This window comes from Gracilibacillus caseinilyticus (assembly GCF_022919115.1).
In the GTDB taxonomy this organism is placed as follows: domain Bacteria; phylum Bacillota; class Bacilli; order Bacillales; family Amphibacillaceae; genus Gracilibacillus; species Gracilibacillus caseinilyticus.
Genome location: NZ_CP095072.1, coordinates 131,097 through 150,507, shown reverse-complemented (window position 1 = coordinate 150,507; position 19,411 = coordinate 131,097). Strand labels below are relative to the sequence as shown.

General features: G+C 39.1%; 17 protein-coding genes. 11 read left to right on the top strand and 6 right to left on the bottom strand.

The window, feature by feature from the left end; genetic code table 11:
* Positions 1-112: 112 nt before the first annotated feature.
* The 4 genes from MUN88_RS00580 to MUN88_RS00565 form a co-directional block, all read right to left on the bottom strand.
* The gene (locus MUN88_RS00580) at positions 113-1,054 is read right to left on the bottom strand and encodes a response regulator transcription factor (protein WP_244719611.1); all 942 of its coding nucleotides are present in this window, start codon (positions 1,052-1,054) and stop codon (positions 113-115) included.
* A 325-nt stretch (positions 1,055-1,379) separates the two neighbouring features.
* Positions 1,380-1,517 carry a hypothetical protein gene (locus tag MUN88_RS00575; protein WP_244719609.1) on the bottom strand — a complete coding sequence of 46 codons (138 nt, stop codon included), beginning with the start codon at positions 1,515-1,517 and terminating at the stop codon, positions 1,380-1,382.
* Positions 1,502-2,512: a helicase C-terminal domain-containing protein gene (locus MUN88_RS00570; RefSeq protein WP_244719606.1), complete on the bottom strand. Its 1,011-nt coding sequence runs from the start codon at positions 2,510-2,512 to the stop codon at positions 1,502-1,504. The genes MUN88_RS00575 and MUN88_RS00570 overlap by 16 nt, the downstream gene beginning before the upstream one ends.
* Before the next feature lie 25 nt (positions 2,513-2,537).
* Entirely contained in the window at positions 2,538-4,031 is a 1,494-nt protein-coding gene (locus tag MUN88_RS00565) for a DEAD/DEAH box helicase (protein ID WP_244719604.1), read from the bottom strand.
* A gap of 123 nt (positions 4,032-4,154) precedes the next feature.
* On the opposite strand from MUN88_RS00565, the gene MUN88_RS00560 reads away from it, so the two are divergent.
* From MUN88_RS00560 to MUN88_RS00530, 7 genes are all read left to right on the top strand, one after another.
* Positions 4,155-4,949, top strand: a complete 795-nt coding sequence (locus MUN88_RS00560; RefSeq protein ID WP_244719601.1) for an ABC transporter ATP-binding protein — start codon at positions 4,155-4,157, stop codon at positions 4,947-4,949.
* Entirely contained in the window at positions 4,942-6,540 is a 1,599-nt protein-coding gene (locus MUN88_RS00555) for a hypothetical protein (RefSeq protein ID WP_244719598.1), read from the top strand. Before MUN88_RS00560 ends, MUN88_RS00555 begins: the two co-directional genes overlap by 8 nt.
* Positions 6,541-6,854: 314 nt before the next feature.
* Positions 6,855-7,850: a TRAP transporter substrate-binding protein gene (locus MUN88_RS00550; RefSeq protein WP_244719595.1), complete on the top strand. Its 996-nt coding sequence runs from the start codon at positions 6,855-6,857 to the stop codon at positions 7,848-7,850.
* Between the two features lie 26 nt (positions 7,851-7,876).
* Entirely contained in the window at positions 7,877-8,377 is a 501-nt protein-coding gene (locus tag MUN88_RS00545) for a TRAP transporter small permease (protein ID WP_244719592.1), read from the top strand.
* Between the two features lie 4 nt (positions 8,378-8,381).
* The gene (locus MUN88_RS00540; RefSeq protein WP_244719590.1) at positions 8,382-9,662 is read left to right on the top strand and encodes a TRAP transporter large permease; all 1,281 of its coding nucleotides are present in this window, start codon (positions 8,382-8,384) and stop codon (positions 9,660-9,662) included.
* 669 nt (positions 9,663-10,331) lie between these two features.
* Positions 10,332-10,703, top strand: a complete 372-nt coding sequence (locus MUN88_RS00535) for an iron chaperone (RefSeq protein ID WP_244719588.1) — start codon at positions 10,332-10,334, stop codon at positions 10,701-10,703.
* Positions 10,704-10,737: 34 nt separating this feature from the next.
* Positions 10,738-11,433 carry a copper homeostasis protein CutC gene (locus MUN88_RS00530; RefSeq protein WP_244719586.1) on the top strand — a complete coding sequence of 232 codons (696 nt, stop codon included), beginning with the start codon at positions 10,738-10,740 and terminating at the stop codon, positions 11,431-11,433.
* Positions 11,434-11,448: 15 nt separating this feature from the next.
* Here MUN88_RS00530 and MUN88_RS00525 read toward each other — a convergent pair whose 3' ends face one another.
* Complete coding sequence (locus tag MUN88_RS00525; protein WP_244719584.1) at positions 11,449-12,609, bottom strand: MFS transporter; 1,161 nt, start codon at positions 12,607-12,609, stop codon at positions 11,449-11,451.
* A 169-nt stretch (positions 12,610-12,778) separates the two neighbouring features.
* Between MUN88_RS00525 and MUN88_RS00520 the strand changes: the two genes are divergently transcribed.
* The 4 genes from MUN88_RS00520 to MUN88_RS00505 all read left to right on the top strand — a co-directional run bounded on the left by MUN88_RS00520 (position 12,779) and on the right by MUN88_RS00505 (position 17,578).
* Positions 12,779-13,525 (top strand): SDR family oxidoreductase, encoded by a 747-nt coding sequence (locus tag MUN88_RS00520; protein WP_244719582.1) that lies wholly within the window; start codon positions 12,779-12,781, stop codon positions 13,523-13,525.
* 195 nt (positions 13,526-13,720) lie between these two features.
* Positions 13,721-14,089, top strand: coding sequence for a hypothetical protein (locus tag MUN88_RS00515; RefSeq protein WP_244719580.1), 369 nt, complete (start codon positions 13,721-13,723; stop codon positions 14,087-14,089).
* A 533-nt stretch (positions 14,090-14,622) separates the two neighbouring features.
* Positions 14,623-15,822 carry an ornithine--oxo-acid transaminase gene (locus tag MUN88_RS00510; protein WP_244719578.1) on the top strand — a complete coding sequence of 400 codons (1,200 nt, stop codon included), beginning with the start codon at positions 14,623-14,625 and terminating at the stop codon, positions 15,820-15,822.
* A 61-nt stretch (positions 15,823-15,883) separates the two neighbouring features.
* On the top strand, positions 15,884-17,578 hold the full coding sequence (locus MUN88_RS00505; protein WP_244719576.1) for a M20/M25/M40 family metallo-hydrolase: 1,695 nt from the start codon (positions 15,884-15,886) through the stop codon (positions 17,576-17,578).
* A 329-nt stretch (positions 17,579-17,907) separates the two neighbouring features.
* Here the strand turns inward: MUN88_RS00505 and brnQ are convergent, their stop codons facing one another.
* Positions 17,908-19,230, bottom strand: a complete 1,323-nt coding sequence (brnQ, locus tag MUN88_RS00500) for a branched-chain amino acid transport system II carrier protein (RefSeq protein WP_244719573.1) — start codon at positions 19,228-19,230, stop codon at positions 17,908-17,910.
* Between the last annotated feature and the right edge of the window lie 181 nt (positions 19,231-19,411).

Below are 19,411 nucleotides of genomic sequence, written 5' to 3'. Positions count from 1 at the left end.
CAGCCGAATTCGTACGGAATGTACTGGAGATAAGCTGAACTGTATCCGAAAACAGGTGAAATGTTGGTCAAATAATCCTTCCTATTCGATTATTAATGCTGAACAGTACCAATTAGAGGGTGAATTTCTCCTGAATGTCCTGAATTTTGGTTCGTGACAGTGGAATGGTGGACTGTACATTATTATCAATTCTTAATGAATAGGTATTTTTAGACCACGTAATAATTTCGCGCACTTTTTGCAAGTTAACGATGTAGGATCGATGACAGCGATAAAAACCGTACAGTTCTAATTTCTTTTCCATTTTGGTAAGCGTGGAATCCATGGTATACGATGTTTCATTAATAAAAATCACTGCTTTGCCATCCTGACTTTCGATATAATCGATCTCTGGTGGGTCGAAAAGAATGATTTTATCGTCTACTTTTGCAGGGATCTTCAACAAGTTGATGGACGTGCTTTCCGATTCAATTGAAGATGTATCACTGTCTTGATCCTCTACTTCTATTTGTTGCAATCCTTTGTTTTGTAATTTGTATGCTACATCACCGAGCAATAAGGCATGTTCCATGTTAGAGACTAAAACGATTACAGGGATATGACTTTCCTTTATTTTTTGCAGCATTTTTATAAATGTATTGATGGAGCGGATATCAATATGGTAAATAGGCTCTCTAAAAATCATGGGACTGCTCCCGCTCATAAAATATTTGGCAAAATGGACACGGCGAACCTCAGATACTGAACATTTATGTAAAGGTGTTTTAACACAGGTGTGCAGCTCAAATAAGACAAGGATCTCAGGAAGTGGTACAGAACAACGGAACCATTTGTGGAAAAAAGCGATATTGTCTTCCACTGTCAATCGCTGATACAATCCATCCTTTTGGTCAAAAACACGGATGTGATTATGTTTTTGTAAAAAATTTAGTAATTCGCCTTGAATGTCTGCATCACAGTAAAGAGACGTAGTAGATGTTTCCTCCACAGTGAGCGAAAAAGACGGAAGCAATTCACTCGTTGAATGATCATTGTCAATTTTAAAATATACCATTTATTGAAAACTCCTATTCGGTTAAACATATTCTATTATCCTTATAGCACGTGATGCTTATCGAGCATGTTCTAAAAGGAGGGCAAAAATCGCAAAGAAATGCAAGGCGCAGCTTCGAGCACCAGAATGTATGCTTATCCATACACGCAGAATCAAAGCGATTTTTTCCGGGCGTTTTGAACATCCTCTTAAGAGGTTTATATCGTGAGATGACTAAATGTTTTTTCTACTATTATAAACGTAACATAATCCATATATGGTCTTCCACATTAACAATGACAAATTGAAACCAGGAATACTTGTATGAATGGAGTGAGCCCCCATTCTACTTCCAAACACTGCGCCGTTCTGATTTGGTGACGAATTTATTGGACATGGCACGGTATCTGGCTTTTAATAATAACTGTCTTCCTTCTGGTGTTCTCGTATAGATGTATGCTGCTTTTCCTAATTTTTTTTCCAATTTCTCAAAAAGACTTCTACGTGTTCTTTCTTTCGTCCAATTCCATCAGGGATGGCGTGGTAATCATGTCGAATCCATAAGCATTTTCCTGACTGTCGGTGGAGAATATATCTCGGATTCTCAATAGGGTCCAACAGTTGTGCCAACGCTTCGATAAATAGCTTTTGTTCCTGAGTCGTACTGTGTTCTAAATAGCCGGACAGACCGCCCGAGTCCTCTTTATGAATAATGATTTTGTTCTGTTTCATCGGCGTATGGATGATTCCGATCTCGTTTAAGGTTTGATAGAGCGTTTCAGCGACATGCTTCATCCTTGCTTCAAGTGTGGAATTGAATAAGAGAATCCGTAATGCCCGCCACCAATATGGGCTGGATAGTACGATTCCGATTAGAAGACCCATGATCAGTGCTACCATTAGTTCCTTCCATGAATGAAGATGGTAGCTATTTTCACCGATGGAATAAAGAATACTTAAAATAGTAGTGATCGTCATGATGAATAGCGATTTCATGGTGTTTCGATACTCAAAAATACGTGGCAGTTGGTTTGCACTTATTTCCACTTCTTCTCTTTTCTTTTCCCCTTTTTGGACGGCTTCCTGCCACCTTTCAAAAAGTCGAATACGATCCTTTGCACGAGTTGACATGATACGATTGGTTTCGTTGATCCCCTGTTTATTAAATGGCGGCTTCGCAATTCGCAAGCGCTTCATGCCCGTTTGAATAATTGCAAGCTCTGCATCGACCCCATTTAAGGACTGAAACCTTCTGCTTAAAGACTGATAATCATAACCACCGCCATACATATGCGGATCGACACAGACTAAGTGCCAGACATTCGCTACTTTATCTGCATTGCCACGTTCTGCTCTGATTGCACGGCCACGCATTTGATTGGTCAGCATAAAACTTCCCACATAGGAAGCAAGGATTAACGTATTAACGCTCGGAGCATCCCAGCCTTCTCCTAGCAATGCTGTTGTCCCGACTAACACATCAATCTCCCCACTTGCAAAAATGTTAGTGATGACTTTTCACCATTTCCTGTCTCGATGCACCTTTCCATGTAATCGTTGCATAATGATCATCATGTTCAAGTATCTGTGCAGAAAATCGCAACTGATATTCCTCAAGTAATGAGAGCACCTTTTTAGGTACAATCACAACAGAACCAGTTAGTACACCGATACGACATTGATCAGATACGTTTCTGCGCAGCTTTTCAAAGATAGGGACCACACCTAAACGAATCAATGGTTTATCTTCGCCAAGGTCTTCTTTATAAATAAAATCAGCTAATACGACTAATCGAAGTGACTCTTTTTGCGCGTTTTTCTCTAATTGTACTATTTCCGTAATACTGTCCAGCTTCGAAGCACTATGTAATAAAGTTCTTTCTATCGATCTTGTCGCCATTAGTTTCACTTTGCGATGTTCGATTGCTTTGATCGATGATAAATGCTTTTTGATTGTCATTAACGGCTCTTCTTTCGGATCGATATGCTTATCGTGGTATAACAAAAAGGTTAATAACTCCTCCGCCCATTCCAGGTCAAACGAGGGGAGATCAGCTGCTTTTTCATTCAACATTTCAAAAGGCTTCTTCCAAGCGAGACTATCAACTTCTTTCAAATATATAATCATACTTATAAAATATGGATAGTTTGCTAGTTTTTCCTCAATATATTCCTCTGATAGTATCCATGGATGATTCTCGATGGCTTGCCGTAATGTTGCATTATCCAATAAACCGGTTCTTATTGTCTCTGCTTCACCATGAAACGTATCAATCGGTTCTTTTTCTTTTGCTGTCATGGACGACATCCAGACATAATCTTGATGGGGACATAAATCTCCTTCTTTAACGAGCGCGTCTACTTCGATTTCTTCATCAATCGGTCCGCACAATTCGATATATTTATCCCATTCTGATTTTCCCACATCATAAGGCGGGGTCGCTGTTAAGGCGATGAGTGTCGGATCATCTAACTGATTTCTGAGGTGCATCGTTGTTTTCCACCAATTCGTTCGCAAATGGTGGGCTTCATCTAATACCAGCGTTTGGAAGTTTTGTTGAAGAAGTCGCTCGATAGCAGCATGTTTGGCTTCATTTTCGAGAGGAATCTCTTCTTCTTCTAAATCATCCAGCTCTGTTTCCTGCGCTTGTAATGAATCATGAAATAACGCATACAATCCTTGATAAGTTGTTATTGTCACAAATGCTGGCCTCTTAATATCAGTTGATATCCAGTCCGGCTGCTCCTCCTGTTGCAAAAAAAGCTCGGTAAAACGATCTGCCCACTGATTACGGATTGCAAGTGTTGGAGCGATAATAAGTGTTGCCTTTTCCAATCTTTTTATCACTTCTAACCCTAATACCGTTTTCCCTGAACCAGGCGGGGCTACCAGATGCAAATGCCGGTTCTCCAGATGATGGTCTAACTGTTCCAATACATCATGTTGATAACTGCGCCACGGGAAGCAAAACGCAATTCCTTGAGGAAAATGATTCATGTAAAAAACGCTCCGTTCATGTATGGATTATATAGATAATTATACACATTTTTCCTTATTTTTGACACTAAAGAAACAACAGTTGGAGGAAATATATGTTAAGATATCGGTGGAGGTGTGAAAATGGAAGAAGAAGTCATTTTATCATTAAAAAATGTATCGAAATCATATGGCAGTACCCGAGTGTTGGAAGCTATTAATCTCGATGTCTATCAAGGACAAATTATAGGTTATATCGGACCGAATGGTGCAGGAAAAAGTACCACAGTAAAAATGATGTTAGGCTTAATTTCCAGTTTTGAAGGAGACATTGAAATATTTGGTGAAGATATCAAAAAGAACGGTGTTGCTTATAAAAAGCGGATTGGATATGTCCCGGAAAACGGTGAGATCTATGATAGTTTAACACCACTTGAGTATCTGTCTTTCATTGGTGGATTGTATGGGATGGATCAGCATGTCATTACTTCTAAAACGATGGCGTTAATGCGATTATTTGAATTAGAGAATGTGGTGTATACAAGGATCTCTTCTTTCTCCAAAGGGATGCGCCAGAAAGTTCTTTTTATCGCAAGTATTATACATAACCCGGATTTACTGTTTTTAGACGAACCGTTAAGTGGGCTTGATGCCAACAGTATGATGATTGTGAAGGAAATCTTAGATCAGTTAGCCAGTGAAGGCAAGACGATTTTTTATTCCTCACATATTATGGATGTCGTCGAAAAAATCAGCAACAGAATTGTATTACTGGCTGATGGGCAAATTGTTGCGGATGGCACATTTGAGCAATTACAGCAGCAAAGTCAGGAAGGTTCTCTGGAGGAAATCTTCAATCAGCTGACAGGATTTGATAACCATCAGGAAATTGCTAATTCTTTTGTTGAGATCGTGAAGAATGGTGATCCGAATGGATAATTTTAAATCGCTGAAAATCTTGGATATGCTGCGCTTCTTTTTTGAACAAATGCATGTTGATTATCCGATGATGCGCAAGATTCTGCAATTGAAATTAACGATGGATTCGCGAAGGGTACCGACAATTTTTAATGATTCCAAGTCAGATTCGGGCAATCAGTTTCTGAAATCACTCGGTATTTACGCCTTGATGGGGCTTATCTTAATTGCCTTCTTAATAGGCGATCAATATATTTTCCAGCTGAGTATCCTGTACGGCGTTGTCATGTTTATTATCATGACGTCAACAATTTCAGATTTTTCGAGTGTATTGTTAGATGTCCGTGATAATATGATACTCCATACCAAGCCGGTAGACAGCCGAACGATTAACAGTGCCAAAGTAGTGCATATTACTCTTTACCTGTGCCAGTTGACGATTGCTTTTACGGCTATTCCGATGATTGTTGGTCTTGTGAACCACGGCATTGTCTTTTTTTTGTTAAGTATTGTGATCCTGTTTTTTGTAAATCTGCTGATTTTGATTATGACAGCTTTTGTTTATATTTTGATTTTGCGTTTTTTTGATGGCGAGAAATTAAAAGATATTATCAATTATATCCAAATTCTGTTAAGTATTTCAATGATTGTCGGCTATCAAGTAGTAGCGCGCTCCTTTGAATTTGTTGATTTACATGTCCAATTTGATTTCGGCTGGTGGCATGTATTGATGCCGCCGATCTGGTATGGTGCCATCTATGAAATTGTCTTGCATGGAGCGTGGAATGCAGACTATATCATACTTGCTGCATTAGGTGTAGTGGTCCCAATCGTTGCTATCATTCTTTATATAAAAATGATTCCTACCTTTGAACGGAATTTGGAGAAGCTCTTATCTAACAACGGTAAGCATAAACAAGTGAAGGAATGGTGGAGTCGCCTGTGGTCGAAGCTGTTGGTCTGGGGGAAGGAAGAACGGATTTTTTTCGATTTTACATCACGAATATTACGAAATGAACGAGATTTTAAGTTGAAGGTCTATCCGTCTATCGGAATGGCTTTAGTATTTCCTTTTATTTTTATCATTAATGACCTGACACTACATTCCTGGGCCGAAATCCGAGAAGGAAAAATGTATTTCGCTATGTATGTTTGTTTAATTTTAATTCCTGCAGGTGTTCAGATGCTTAAGTTTTCCACGAATGAGAAAGGCGCCTGGATTTTTCGTGCATTACCGGTCAGTAACGAGGCGATATTACATCGTGCAGCGTTAAAAGCGTTTTTGGTCAGGTTGTTTATCCCGGTTTATCTTGTGTTAGCTGCTATTTTTCTTGTGATATTCTCGGTCAAAATCTGGACGTTTTTGCTTGTGCTGCTATTGGTGACCGGGATTCACAGCAGAATTTGTTATCGTGTATTTCTCAAAGAGTCCATGCCATTTTCAGAATCATACAAAGGCGCAGAAAGCAAACAAGCTGCAGAATCATTCGCACTTCTAGGTCTAACGATATTCTTCGGCGTCATCCATTTCATAGCAAGCTCCTTCGCAATCGGTCCATATATCTTGATTGCAATATTAGTGGTAGCAAATGTGGTTTTATGGAGAAAATAGGAGAGTAGGGCAGGAGAACAGTTCTCCTGTCCCGTTTTATGAGCAATATAATTTCCAGTTTTTTGTATAGTGGTACAGAAGAACCTTCTTTTTGTTTTCTCTCTATTACTTTAAAACCATTTCCACCTTAACAGATAGGTTAATCTTGATTTTCATGACTTTTTATTTTAAGATTTACAATAACAACGTTGTTATTGTAAAACTAGAAAAGTTAACGCTTACAAAAAATCTAATTCTTTTGTTCCTTTTCTACTAAGATTTTGAATGATTATCTACACAGATTGATTTCAACACATATTTAGGAGTGAAGCTACATGAAAAAGAAAGCGATGTCATTAATTTGGATAGTTTGTGTCACAGTTCTTTTGTTAGCAGGATGTAGTGAGTATTCTGCTAATGCAGATGGAACAACCACCTTGATTTTGGCTGAAAACCAGCCAGCTGATTATCCAACCACTATCGGGGCAAAGGAGTTCGCTAGATTGGTCGAGGAAAAAACGGATGGAAGATATAAAATCAAAGTGTATCACGGTGGTCAGTTAGGTGATGAGAAGAGAGCCGTCGAACTTACACAGTTAGGGGCGATTGATTTTGTTCGATCTAATACAACCCCACTAACGGAATTTAATGATCAAATAGGTGTGTTAGCAATGCCATTTCTTTTTGAGGACGAAGAGAAAAAATGGGATCAGTTAACAGGCGAAGTAGGAAATACTCTTTTGAATACGTTTTCAGGTACTAGGTTAGTTGGTCTGGCATTCTATGATTCTGGCGAAAGAAGCTTTTATAATACGGTACGACCAATTAAGTCACCAGAAGATTTACAAGGTTTAAAGATCCGTGTACAATCTTCTGAATTAGCAATAGATATTGTCGAATCGCTTGGAGCATCAGCGACGCCAATGGATTATGGGGAAGTGTATTCTTCTCTGCAAAATGGTGTGATTGATGGGGCAGAGAATAACTTTCCAAGCTACTACACCTCCAGTCATTATAATGTTGCGAAATATTATACGGTAAATGGATTTCAAGGAGCTCCTGAAGTTCTTTTAGCCTCTCAGGAAACATGGGATCAGCTAAGTGAAGAAGATCAGGCAATATTTAAAGAAGCCGCGACGGAATCAATAGAAGTGCAGCGTGAGGCATGGGATGAGCTAACAGAAGTTTCAAAAGAAAAAGTAACCGAAGCGGGAAGTGAGCTGATTGAAGTCGATGACGTAAGTGAATGGCGAGAAGCGGTACAACCTGTTTACGATAAATATGGTGACAAATATAGTAAGTGGATTGAAAGATTGACAGAGGATGAATAGTTAATGGACATCTATGAAGGAGGAGTATGATGAAAGCGCTAAAAAGAATCAAGCAGGTAATGGATCACTTATTACTTGGTCTTTCGGTATCGTTAATAGGCATTATTGTCTTAACGATTCTATTACAAATATTTACTCGAACATTTTTGAATTTTACTCCCGCATGGTCAGAAGAACTTGCGCGCTTATTATTTGTTTGGATCAGTTTTCTCGGCATCGCTTACGGCTTTAAAGAAAAGCTGCATATCGCAGTCGGATTATTAGTGAAGAAATTCAACGATAGAATAAAAAGTTTAATAGAATACATGACGAAAGCATTGATCATTATTTTTGGATTGGTGTTAATATATTTTGGAACAGAATTTATGTTGTTGATGAATTATTCAACGATGGCAGGATTGGGGATTTCTTCAAGCTTTTTATATGCTGCTGTTCCAGTGGCAGGAATTTTTGTCACGATAAATGGAATTGAGTTGTTATTTGTAAAAGGACTGCATCAGGAATATGACGATGCAATGGAGGGGTGAAAAAATGGAGATATTATTTTTGATTGGTGGTTTCATATTACTGTTACTGCTTAGAATACCAATCGCACTCTCCTTGGCTATTGCTTCGATTGGTACAGGAATTTATATGGGGATCAGCCCTGCTGCGATTATTCAACAGATGGCATCAGGCTTGAATTCTTTTTCATTACTAGCAATTCCTTTCTTCATTTTGGCTGGCGAAATCATGAATGAAGGTGGGATTTCAAAAAGATTAATAAATTTAGCGAATGTTATGATTGGAAAAATCAGAGGCGGACTTGCCATGGTTAACGTGTTGGCTAGCAGCTTCTTCGGTGGTATATCTGGCTCCGCTTTAGCAGATACTTCTTCGTTAGGGTCTGTGTTAATTCCAATCATGAAAAAACAGAAGTATGATACCGACTATTCGATCGCGGTTACGATTTCCAGCTCGGTGCAAGGCGTGCTGATTCCTCCAAGTCATAATATGATTATTTACTCTAGCGTTGCAGGTGGGGTTTCCATTGGAGGACTTTTTATGGGAGGACTGGTTCCTGGCTTATTACTAGGATTAGTCATCATGGTATTGACCTACCTCATTGCAGCGAAGAAAAATTATGCCCGTGGTGAAGTGATCAGCCGAGAAGAAGTGCCAAAAATTGTACGAGAAGGTTTATTAGGTATCTTTACAATCGTGATTATCATCGGTGGTATTTTAACTGGTATATTTACTGCTACAGAATCTGCCGCTATTGCAGTTTTGTATGCATTTTCCATTACCTTTTTTGTCTATCGGGATATCAAGATCTCGAGAATGGGCGTTATTTTACAAAGAACGTTTAAGACGTTAGCAATGGTGCTATTCTTGATCGGAGCTTCTACAGGTTTTGGCTGGTTACTGGCATTGCTGGAAGTTCCTTCGATTGTTTCTAATGGCTTGATTAATTTCTCACCAAACCCGGCCATTACTTTACTAATGATCCTTATTATTATGTTAGTACTTGGGATGATAATGGATATGGCGCCACTCATTTTGATTATCACGCCGATCCTTTTACCAGTAACTACAAATATAGGGATGGATCCTATTCACTTTGGTGTTGTATTAATGCTGGCGTTAGGAGTCGGATTAGTAACGCCGCCTGTAGGTTCTGTTCTATTCGTAGGGTCAGCAATCGGCAAATTATCCATAGAAGAAGCAACAAAAGGGATGCTGCCATTTTACATTGTGATGATTGTTGCGTTATTAATCATCGCATACTTTCCAAGCTTAACTTTATTTTTACCACATTTATTAGGTGCTTAAACAGAGGTGAGGCTTTGGCGAAAGATTTTTAATTAATTTCTAAGCCGAACATACCCGAATCTAAATTATTCGTGAATGTTCGGCTGTCTTTATGCTATAAAGGTATGCTGCTAAGTAACTTCTTATATAGTCGTGTCCATAAATAATAGTATTTGAATAAATAATATAATGTAGAACCACTGCTTTTAGCTGTTCCATACGTTGTAGCACTTCACTGAAGCGTGGGAAATATGCGGAGACTCCGCATGCGTCAGCGCGACCTGGAGATCCACTTTGTCTGTGCCTGTGTCTACTAGCATCGCTTCGAAGTGATCTTCCTCGGCACAAGGCAGCAAATAAGTAGTCCTAGTAGTAGCCTGGCTGAAACCGTGCCTCACAGGACGCGGGACATATTTCCGGAGCTTTTCTTAGCACAGTAAAAATGTCAAAATCACTCAATGGAAATACAACTTTATATCATTAGGAAAGAAGTATTTTTACTTAACACAAAACTTGCTACATAACTAGGTTGTCATTACTTCGCAGTTTTCTTCTACTTGTAACTAAATCAAAGCCTACATAATTTTGTATGGCCCTAGTCTCATTTTCTGTACATACTCAGAGGTGAATTTAAATTGGATATATATTAAGATAGAAGGGATAGATTTCGTATTTTGAGGAGGAAACGGTATGGAATTATTTGCCGACTTTTTATCGAAAATAGACGACCCTGATCATCGCGAACGAACGGAAGAATTATTAAAGTGGATACCGGAGAAATTTCCCCAATTAGCCCCGGTCGTGAAGTGGAATCAGCCGATGTTTACTGATCACGATACTTTTATTATTGGGTTTAGTGTGGCCAAACATCACTTAGCGATAGCACCTGAGAGAGCAGCAATGATTCATTTTGCTAATGATATCGAAGCGTCTCGTTATGATCACACGAAGGAATTGATCCGGATCAAGTGGAACCAGCCAGTTGATTATGCATTACTAGAGAAAATGATTGAGTTTAACATATTAGATAAAGCCGATTGTTCTACCTTCTGGCGGAAGTAAACACTGTAAAACAAAAAATGAAGGAGTTAACACAATGTTAGTAGAATTTATTGTGCAAAATGCAGAAGAAGCTGTTCGGGCAGAATGTTTGGGTGCTGACCGGCTTGAGCTTGTTTCAGCGATTAGTGAAGGGGGATTAACGCCAAGTCATGGTGCACTAAAAGGAGTTTTACGAAGTGTCTCTATTCCTGTTCAAGTCATGGTTCGTCCGCACAGCTACCAGTTTCGCTATTCAAGCGCGGACAAAGCAATCATGTTAGAAGATATAGATCATGTAGTCAGTCTTGGTGGAAAAGGAATCGTAATTGGCGGATTAACAGAGGACGACACGATTGATGAGAGCCTATTAGAGGCAGTCGTCACACGCTTTCCAACTATTGATATTACATTCCATCGGGCATTTGATGCTGTGCGCTCTCAAAGCGAAGCGTATTCGACACTAACCAAATATCATCCACATATAAAAAGAATCTTAACGTCTGGAGGAGAAGCCAATTGCACGGCAGGACTAAGTCAATTACGCGAACTGCTGGCACTTTCTAAGCAATTAAATGGCCCGCGAATCATGCCTGGCTCTGGACTTTCCCCAAGTAATATTGCATCCATTCATGATAGTGTCAATGCGTCGCAGTATCACTTTGGAAGTTCTATCAGAAAGCAGCAATCCTTTCAACAGTCATTTAATGAAACGGCTGTGCAAGCATTAACCGATTTCAAAGCGACGCATTAATTTTTGTTAACACTGTTAAGTTTTTACCCGTTTATACAGTGTTAACAAAAAGACAACGAAAAATAAAAGGCTGATAATGCTGAAAAAACTGATGGAATGAAGGGTTTCAATCGCCAGTCCCCCAATGGATGGTCCGATTAAACTTCCAAAGCTAAAACACACACCACATAAGAGGTTACCCGTAGGCAGTAAATTTTTCGGCATTAAATCAGTCATATAAGAAATCCCTAGTGAAAAAGTAGAACCAACAAACATACCTGCAATAAACAGGCAGATAAGGAGACTGACAAAAGATGTTTCCAGCATGGCTGCCATACAGAAAAACACGAATCCAAGGAACAGAGCGCCAAGTAATACGTTGCTTCTGCCTAGCTTATCACTAATCATCCCCAGAGGAAGCTGAAAGATAATTCCTCCTAAAGCAAATGCCACTAACAAAGTAGATACGTTGTTCACATCTAAACCAATCCGTAACGCATAGACGGGAAAGCTCCCATTCAAAGACGTTTCCAGAAAACCATATGCTAAAGGTGGTAAAAAAGCTACCCACGCTATTTTCCATGCTTTTGCAAACCGATAAAACGATTCTCCCCAATGATTCATGCCAACGTTCTGTTCAGGAAATTCGTTTGTGAGGGATAGTAAACATAACCATCCCATGAAACTGAGAACAGAAGAAATGATAAATGGCAGGTTTTCATTGATGTCAACTAAAGGCACCAATAACGGCCCTACTGCAAAACCAATCCCAAAAAATAATCCATATAGTGCAATGTTTCTTCCTCTTTTGTGTTCCGGTGAGAAATGGGTAATCCAGGTCTGTGCGCCAAAGTTTAATGCGTGATCTCCTATACCAATCAAAAGTCTTAAGAAAAACCAGAACCAGAATGTTTTCCAAAGTGGAAATAACGCAAGGGAAACGAGTACTAATAACCCTCCACAAACGATGATCGGTTTATATCCGTATTTCCGTAATGGATGTTCCATAAATGGTGATGCCAACAGAATACCTATATATAAAGCGGTAGCATGTAATCCATTTAAAAAGGAAGATACACCACTATTTTCAAAAATAACCGCAATCAAAGGCAACAGCATCCCTTGACTAAAGCCGGAAACAGCCACAATACTTACCAAAACCCAAAACCGAAATCTGTTATTTCTAAGATGCGACATGCAAAATCACCACTTTCGTTGTTTAACGATAATTATGATACAACAGAATGGGGGAAAGGACACATGATATGCTTTAGAAGCACTCGATAAAATAAGTTTAGGAAAAGTATTCCCAGTGAATAACACCAATAGAAGCTTAATGAAACTATCAAATTGGAGGATTGTTATAATGGCGAATTGGAAAGGTAAGTCTGTAGTAATTACAGGAGCTAGCAGTGGAATTGGTGAAGCGACAGCAGAACGTTTTGTCAAAGAAGGTGCAAATGTTGTGCTTGCTGCAAGAAGAGAGGATAAACTAACTGAAATTCAAGATCGTTTACAACAGTATTCAGGAGATATTAAGATAAAATCAACAGATGTAACGTCACAGCAAGAAGTGGAAGATTTAATTCAATTTGTAATTGATGAATTTAATCAAGTAGATGTGCTGTTTAATAATGCCGGACTCATGCCGCTTAGCTTTATGAAAAACACGAAGGTAGATGAATGGGATCAAATGGTAGATGTTAATATAAAAGGTGTATTATATGGCATTGCAGCCGTTTTACCTCACATGCTCGAGAGAAATGAAGGGCACATTCTCACTACTTCCTCTATTGCAGGACATGAGGTCATGCCTTCTGGAGCGGTTTATTGTGGTACGAAATTCGCTGCTCGGGTTATAATGGAAGGTTTATCAAAAGAAATAGCGAAAAGTAATGTACGGACTACCACCATATCACCTGGTGTAGTGGAAACAGAGCTATTGGATACGATTTCTGATGAAGATGTGAAAAGTATGCTGAAGGAAGGCTTTTTTGAAGGGATTACATCGCTTGATAGTGCTGACATTGGCGACGCAGTCTATTATGCTGTCAATCAACCAAAAAATGTTGATGTCAGTGAAATCATTGTGAAGCCAACTAATCAAGGTTAACGGAATAGAAGTTGGGCAGAGCGGGCATACGAGGGCCCGCTCTTTTTTGTGAAAAACAATGGAAATACTTGCTAATATGGTTTTGTTATTGTATAGTTGAGTGGTCTTTTTTACCTATTATTTGGCGTTTTATGGTTATACATAGAATATAATCTGGAGGCAGGCTCTCCTCCCTATCAGAAAGGATAGATACCAATGTCAAAGATTGAGAAAATGACCGAAAATGGTGGGTATGTCATTGATGTTCAACCGGCAAAGAAAAAAGTGTACATGGATGTTGTAGGAGCATTTACTACCGAACAAGCAGAGCAATTTCAATATGATTACCAACAAAAAATAGGTTCTATATCAACGATTAATTATTTGTTGGAAATAGATTGTAAAGATTTCGAAGTTATTGATGAGAAGATGCTTCCGAAATTAATGCATTCATTTAAGTTGTATAAAGCCTCCGAGTTTAAAAAGATTGAGTTTTTAATCAGTAATAATATTGAAATCAGAAAACAATTAGAATCTGTGGCTGAAACAGCTGATTTATCGAACTATGAAATTATTGATGCGTAGTCTGTTCCCAAGCAGTAAGATATAAATTCTTTTGGATGTTGGAACAGCTTATCAATAATTTGCAATATTATTTATGTATAAATATATTTTTGAACCGCATGAATCATTTTGACTTCATGCGGTTTTGTCGTCTGTATTTTTTTAAGTATAAGGCAAAGAAGCAAAGATTTGTCTTCATAGCTGGTAAAGGGACCAAAAGTGCAGAAGTAAAGTGAAGATTTGTTTTGATAGTGGAGAAAGGAGCCAAAAGTCCAGGAGTAAAGCAAAGATTTGTTTCGATAGCGGATGAAAGGAGCCAAAAGTGCAGAAGTAAAGCGAAGATTTGCCTCGATAGCAACGAAAATCAAGTGCGATGCTGAGGCGTTGTAGTGACAGCTTTCAAAAATCTGATAATTAACTGTTTGTTCTTGTTGTCTTATACCCAAGCGAATGAAGGGAGGGATAACACCTGGTGAATTATGTAATAACCGTCTATCCAATTCCTGCATAGACTATGGTTACATATCGATTGCATAGGCAAAGGAGAAATGAACATGGCGGGCAAAAATGATTCGCAAAAAATCCTTGAACAGACGTCTAAATATGGTGCACATAACTATCGTCCACTTTCGGTTGTCATTACAGAAGCAAAAGGTGTCTGGGTGAAAGATATTGAATGCAATGACTATTTAGATATGTTAAGTGGCTATTCGTCCCTAAACCAAGGCCATCGACATCCTAAGATTATAAAAGCATTAAAGGAACAAGCGGATCATGTAACGCTGACTTCACGTGCGTTCCATCATGATCAGCTCGGTACATTTTTTCAAAAAGTTGCAGAATTAACAGGTAAAGAAAAGGTATTGCCGATGAACACCGGAGCTGAAGCGGTGGAAACGGCGGTTAAAGCAGCAAGACGTTGGGCCTATGACAAGAAAGGAATTCGTGAAGACCAAGCGGAAATCATAGCATGTCAAGGGAATTTCCATGGCAGGACGATGACCGCTGTATCGTTATCATCGGAAGCCGGTAATCAGCGAGCTTTCGGTCCAATGTTACCAGGCCTCAAGCTGATACCGTATGGAGATATCGAGGCGTTAAAAACAGCAATAACTCCTAATACCGCGGCTTTTTTGATGGAACCGATTCAAGGAGAGGCAGGTATTATTATTCCTCCAGCTGGCTATTTACAAGAAGTGTGGGACGTATGCCAAAACGCCGATGTTTTGTGGATTGCCGATGAAGTACAGACAGGTCTTGGGCGGACTGGCAAAATGTTTGCCTGTGATTGGGAGGAAGTAAGTCCCGATATGTATCTCCTTGGTAAGGCATTAGGCGGTGGCGTTATGCCGATTTCCTGCATTGCTGCAGACCAAGACATCATGCAGGTGTTTAATCCAGGTTCTCACGGTTCCACATTTGGTGGCAATCCATTAGCCTGTGCGGTTGCCATTGCCTCTTTACAAGTAATCGAGGAAGAGAAGCTGGCAGCATGTTCTCTAATGCAAGGAGAATATCTTTTACAAAAAATAAAGCAGATCGAGCATCCAGCGATCAAAGAAGTTCGTGGGAAAGGATTGTTCATTGGCATGGAGTTGAACACAAGTGCACGACCGTACTGTGAAAAACTGAAAGAGAAAGGCGTGCTGTGTAAGGAAACACATGAAAATGTCATACGCTTTGCACCACCATTAGTGATTACAGAAGAGGAATTAGATTGGGCAATTGCACGAATTAAATGTGTGTTTGTCTAAGAAAAAAACAACGGCAGATAAAACGTCATGTTCCTTTTCTTTCCCAGAGGTAAGGATTACAATGTACAAAATAGAAAAATGGGGTGACATGATGGAGGGTGTAAAAAATACAATACAATCGATTCCCGAATTAATTACAAGATTAGTGAACATTCCAAGTATTACTAATACGGATGGGGAAAATCAGATGGGTAATGAAATTTTTTCTATCTTAGAAGAAATGCCATATTTCAAAGCCAATCTCTCTCATTTATATAGAATACCACTTGAAAATGATCCATTATCTCGTTTCTCCGTTGCTGGATTGCTAAAAGGGAATGGCGATTCAAACAAAACAATTATTTTGCTCAGCCACTATGATGTCGTCGGTGTAGAAGATTATGGGAATTTAAAGGATCATGCGTTTGATCCTGTTAAAATAAAGAAAATATTACGTGATCAGTATGTGGATACGTTGGCGGAAGAAGTAAAGGTAGACTTACAAAGTGATCATTGGCTATTTGGTCGTGGGATTATGGATATGAAAGCAGGGCTTGCGATTCAATTAGCAGTTCTTTACGAGTTGTCTCAACAAAAAGATTTTGACGGGAATATTTTATTACTTGCAACACCGGATGAAGAAACCAACTCAAAAGGGATGCTGGCTGCTATACCATTTTTGAACCGGACAAAACAAGAACACCAACTAACATATGAATTATGTATCTGCTCAGAACCGAACTTCGCCGCGTATCCGGGAGACAGGTCCAACTATGTTTATAAAGGTTCTGTTGGAAAAGTACTGCCGATTGTGATGAGTGTTGGAAAAGAAACACATGTAGGTGAGCCGCTGGAGGGTATGAATGCTGGCTGGATGTTGACGGAAGTGGTACAGCAGATGGAATGGTCAGAGCTTTTCACCGAAACAATTGAAGGGGAAAACAATCCGCCACCTACCTGTTTGCAAATGAGAGATTTGAAGAAAAGGTATGACGTCCAAACAATTGGAATGGCCTATGCCATGTACAACATTTTGACGCTCGCACAAACACCGTTAGCCGTTTTAACCAAGCTAAAGGCAGTCATCGAACATGCTGCCGAGCAATTACATGAGAAAGCCTTGCTGCAGTACAACAAGTTTAAACAAGGAGAAAGACCCCATTTCTATAACGTAAAGCAGCCTGTGGTGTATGAATTCCAAGAATTGTACCGGATGGGAGTGCAGCAATTTGGGGCACATTTTGAAGAAACGATTCAAGAAACCATTTACACCAGTCAGGAAAAAGGATGCGATGACAGAGAAATAACGATCGAAGTAGCGGAGGTGGTCTGTGAGTTTTTTGTTGATCGGGCTCCTTTTTTTGTTATTATGCTCGCGCCGCCATATTATCCACATGTGAGCTTGGATAGCACAAAACCAGCTGACCAAAAAATAGCAAAATGCGTAAGCGATCTGATTGAACAACACAATCGAGAGTGGAAGGAAACCTTACTTCCTAAGCAATTTTTCACAGGATTGTCTGATGTCAGCTATTGCAGGATTGCAAATATTGAACAGGTTTTACCAACACTTGAAGCAAACATGCCCTTATGGGGAAAGACCTATTCGATACCTGTTGAGGAGATTGCTGCACTTGATGTACCGACCATTAATGTTTGCCCATACGGCAAGGATGCACATAAACGAACGGAACGATTAGATGTGCAATACACAGCAGAAGTAGCCCCTCTAGTATTAAAACAAGCGATTCAAATGACATTATCTCAAAGCCAGTAAGAAATCCGGCCGGTCCTCACTAACTATTGCTACCTATAATATGGATTATGTCAACTAACTGCTTAGTGGTAATTATGAAATATTTCATCTGATTGGATCCCGCTCCGGCAAACCACGTCCTGCGGGGCATATTTCCCGAGCTTTGCTAAGCAGACAAATTATCCCAAAATTACTTTTGATATACAATGCCACTTTACATAATCCGTATTACAAGAACCAAGAACCCTTCTTTTATGTTTTCATTCTCTAAGGAGATTCATATGAACGACATTTAAAAATACTTTTTGCTTAATAAAAAAGCCAGGTGACATCACCTGGCATTTACCATATTATGCTACCGTATCCTTCCTAAAACGACTCCAAACAAAGCCGATCAGGCCACCTGCAATGGCAGGTATCATCCAGCCTAAACCAACAGCATACAGTGGAAGAACAGATGTGAATAACTCATCCACTGCTTTAATATTGATTCCTGCTGCTTTTAAGCCATCGACTAATGCAATCACAAAGGTAAACAAAATACTGATTTGATAAACTTCCTTTTTTCCTTTAAATAGCGGGTGCAATAAGGTTAACACCAATAGACACATTGCTAAAGGATATAACATGGATAACACTGGTACCGAAAATTCAATAATGGTCGTTAAGCCGAAGTTAGAGATGACAGCACTGATTACGGTGAAAACAACAGCCCATAGTTGATAAGACAATTTCGGGATAATTTTATGGAAATACGATGCGCAGGATGTGATCAAGCCGATACTTGTTGTCAAACATGCTCCTATCACAATAAACCCGAGAATAATTTTTCCAAATGATCCGAAATAAAACTCCGATGAGGCGGCTAAAATCGTACCACCATTATCAACATAGCCAATTTCATTGACACTGATTGCCCCTACATACGCAAGTGATGAATAAACGATAGCTAGCAGTACTGCTGCTATTAGCGCTGCTTTCATCGTAGACCTCATCATCTGTTTTTTTGAATGATAACCAAGGTCTTTGACCGCGTTAATAATAATTATCCCGAACACGAATGCTGCCAGCATATCCATCGTCAAATATCCTTCTTGAAATCCTTTAAAGAAACTGTTCACCGTATAGGCCTCAGTAGGTTCCTGGATTGCCCCGATAGGATTAATAAATGCTGCGATAATTAATAAAGCAATCACAATTAATAGTAAAGGAGTCAGCACCTTACCGATAATATCTACAATTTTGCTTGATTGTAATGCCATAAATAAAGACAGGCTGAAGAATATAACCGTAAAAATGAGTAACACCAAGTCATTGGATTGGTTTTCAAAAAAAGGTGATATACCTATTTCATATGCCACTGTATTTGTTCTTGGTAAAGCAAATAATGGCCCAATTGTTAAATAAAGAGCCACCGTAAAAATAATACCATAGAGAGGATGTACTTGGCTCGCTAACGTCTGAAGATCGTTTTTCACTGAAATCGCTAAAGCCAATACCCCTAATACTGGTAAACCTACTCCTGTAATAATAAATCCTAAGTTAGCTGTAAAAAGATGATCCCCAGCAGCTTGCCCGATTTGCGCTGGAAAAATGAGATTTCCCGCACCAAAAAACAGCGCAAATAACATAAAGCCTACCGTTATGATCCCCATTGAACTTCGTGATGACATACTAAACCTCCGCATTCTCCAAAATCGACATTCTTCGTCAAAATATTAACAGAATATCATGGAATAATCTGAAAAGCAATTATTTTCACAAATATTATTTTGGTAAATGTAAACAACGAATTAAGCGATCCATGGACCTTCTGATCATAAGTCCAACTATCAAAAAATGTAAGGGTTTTAT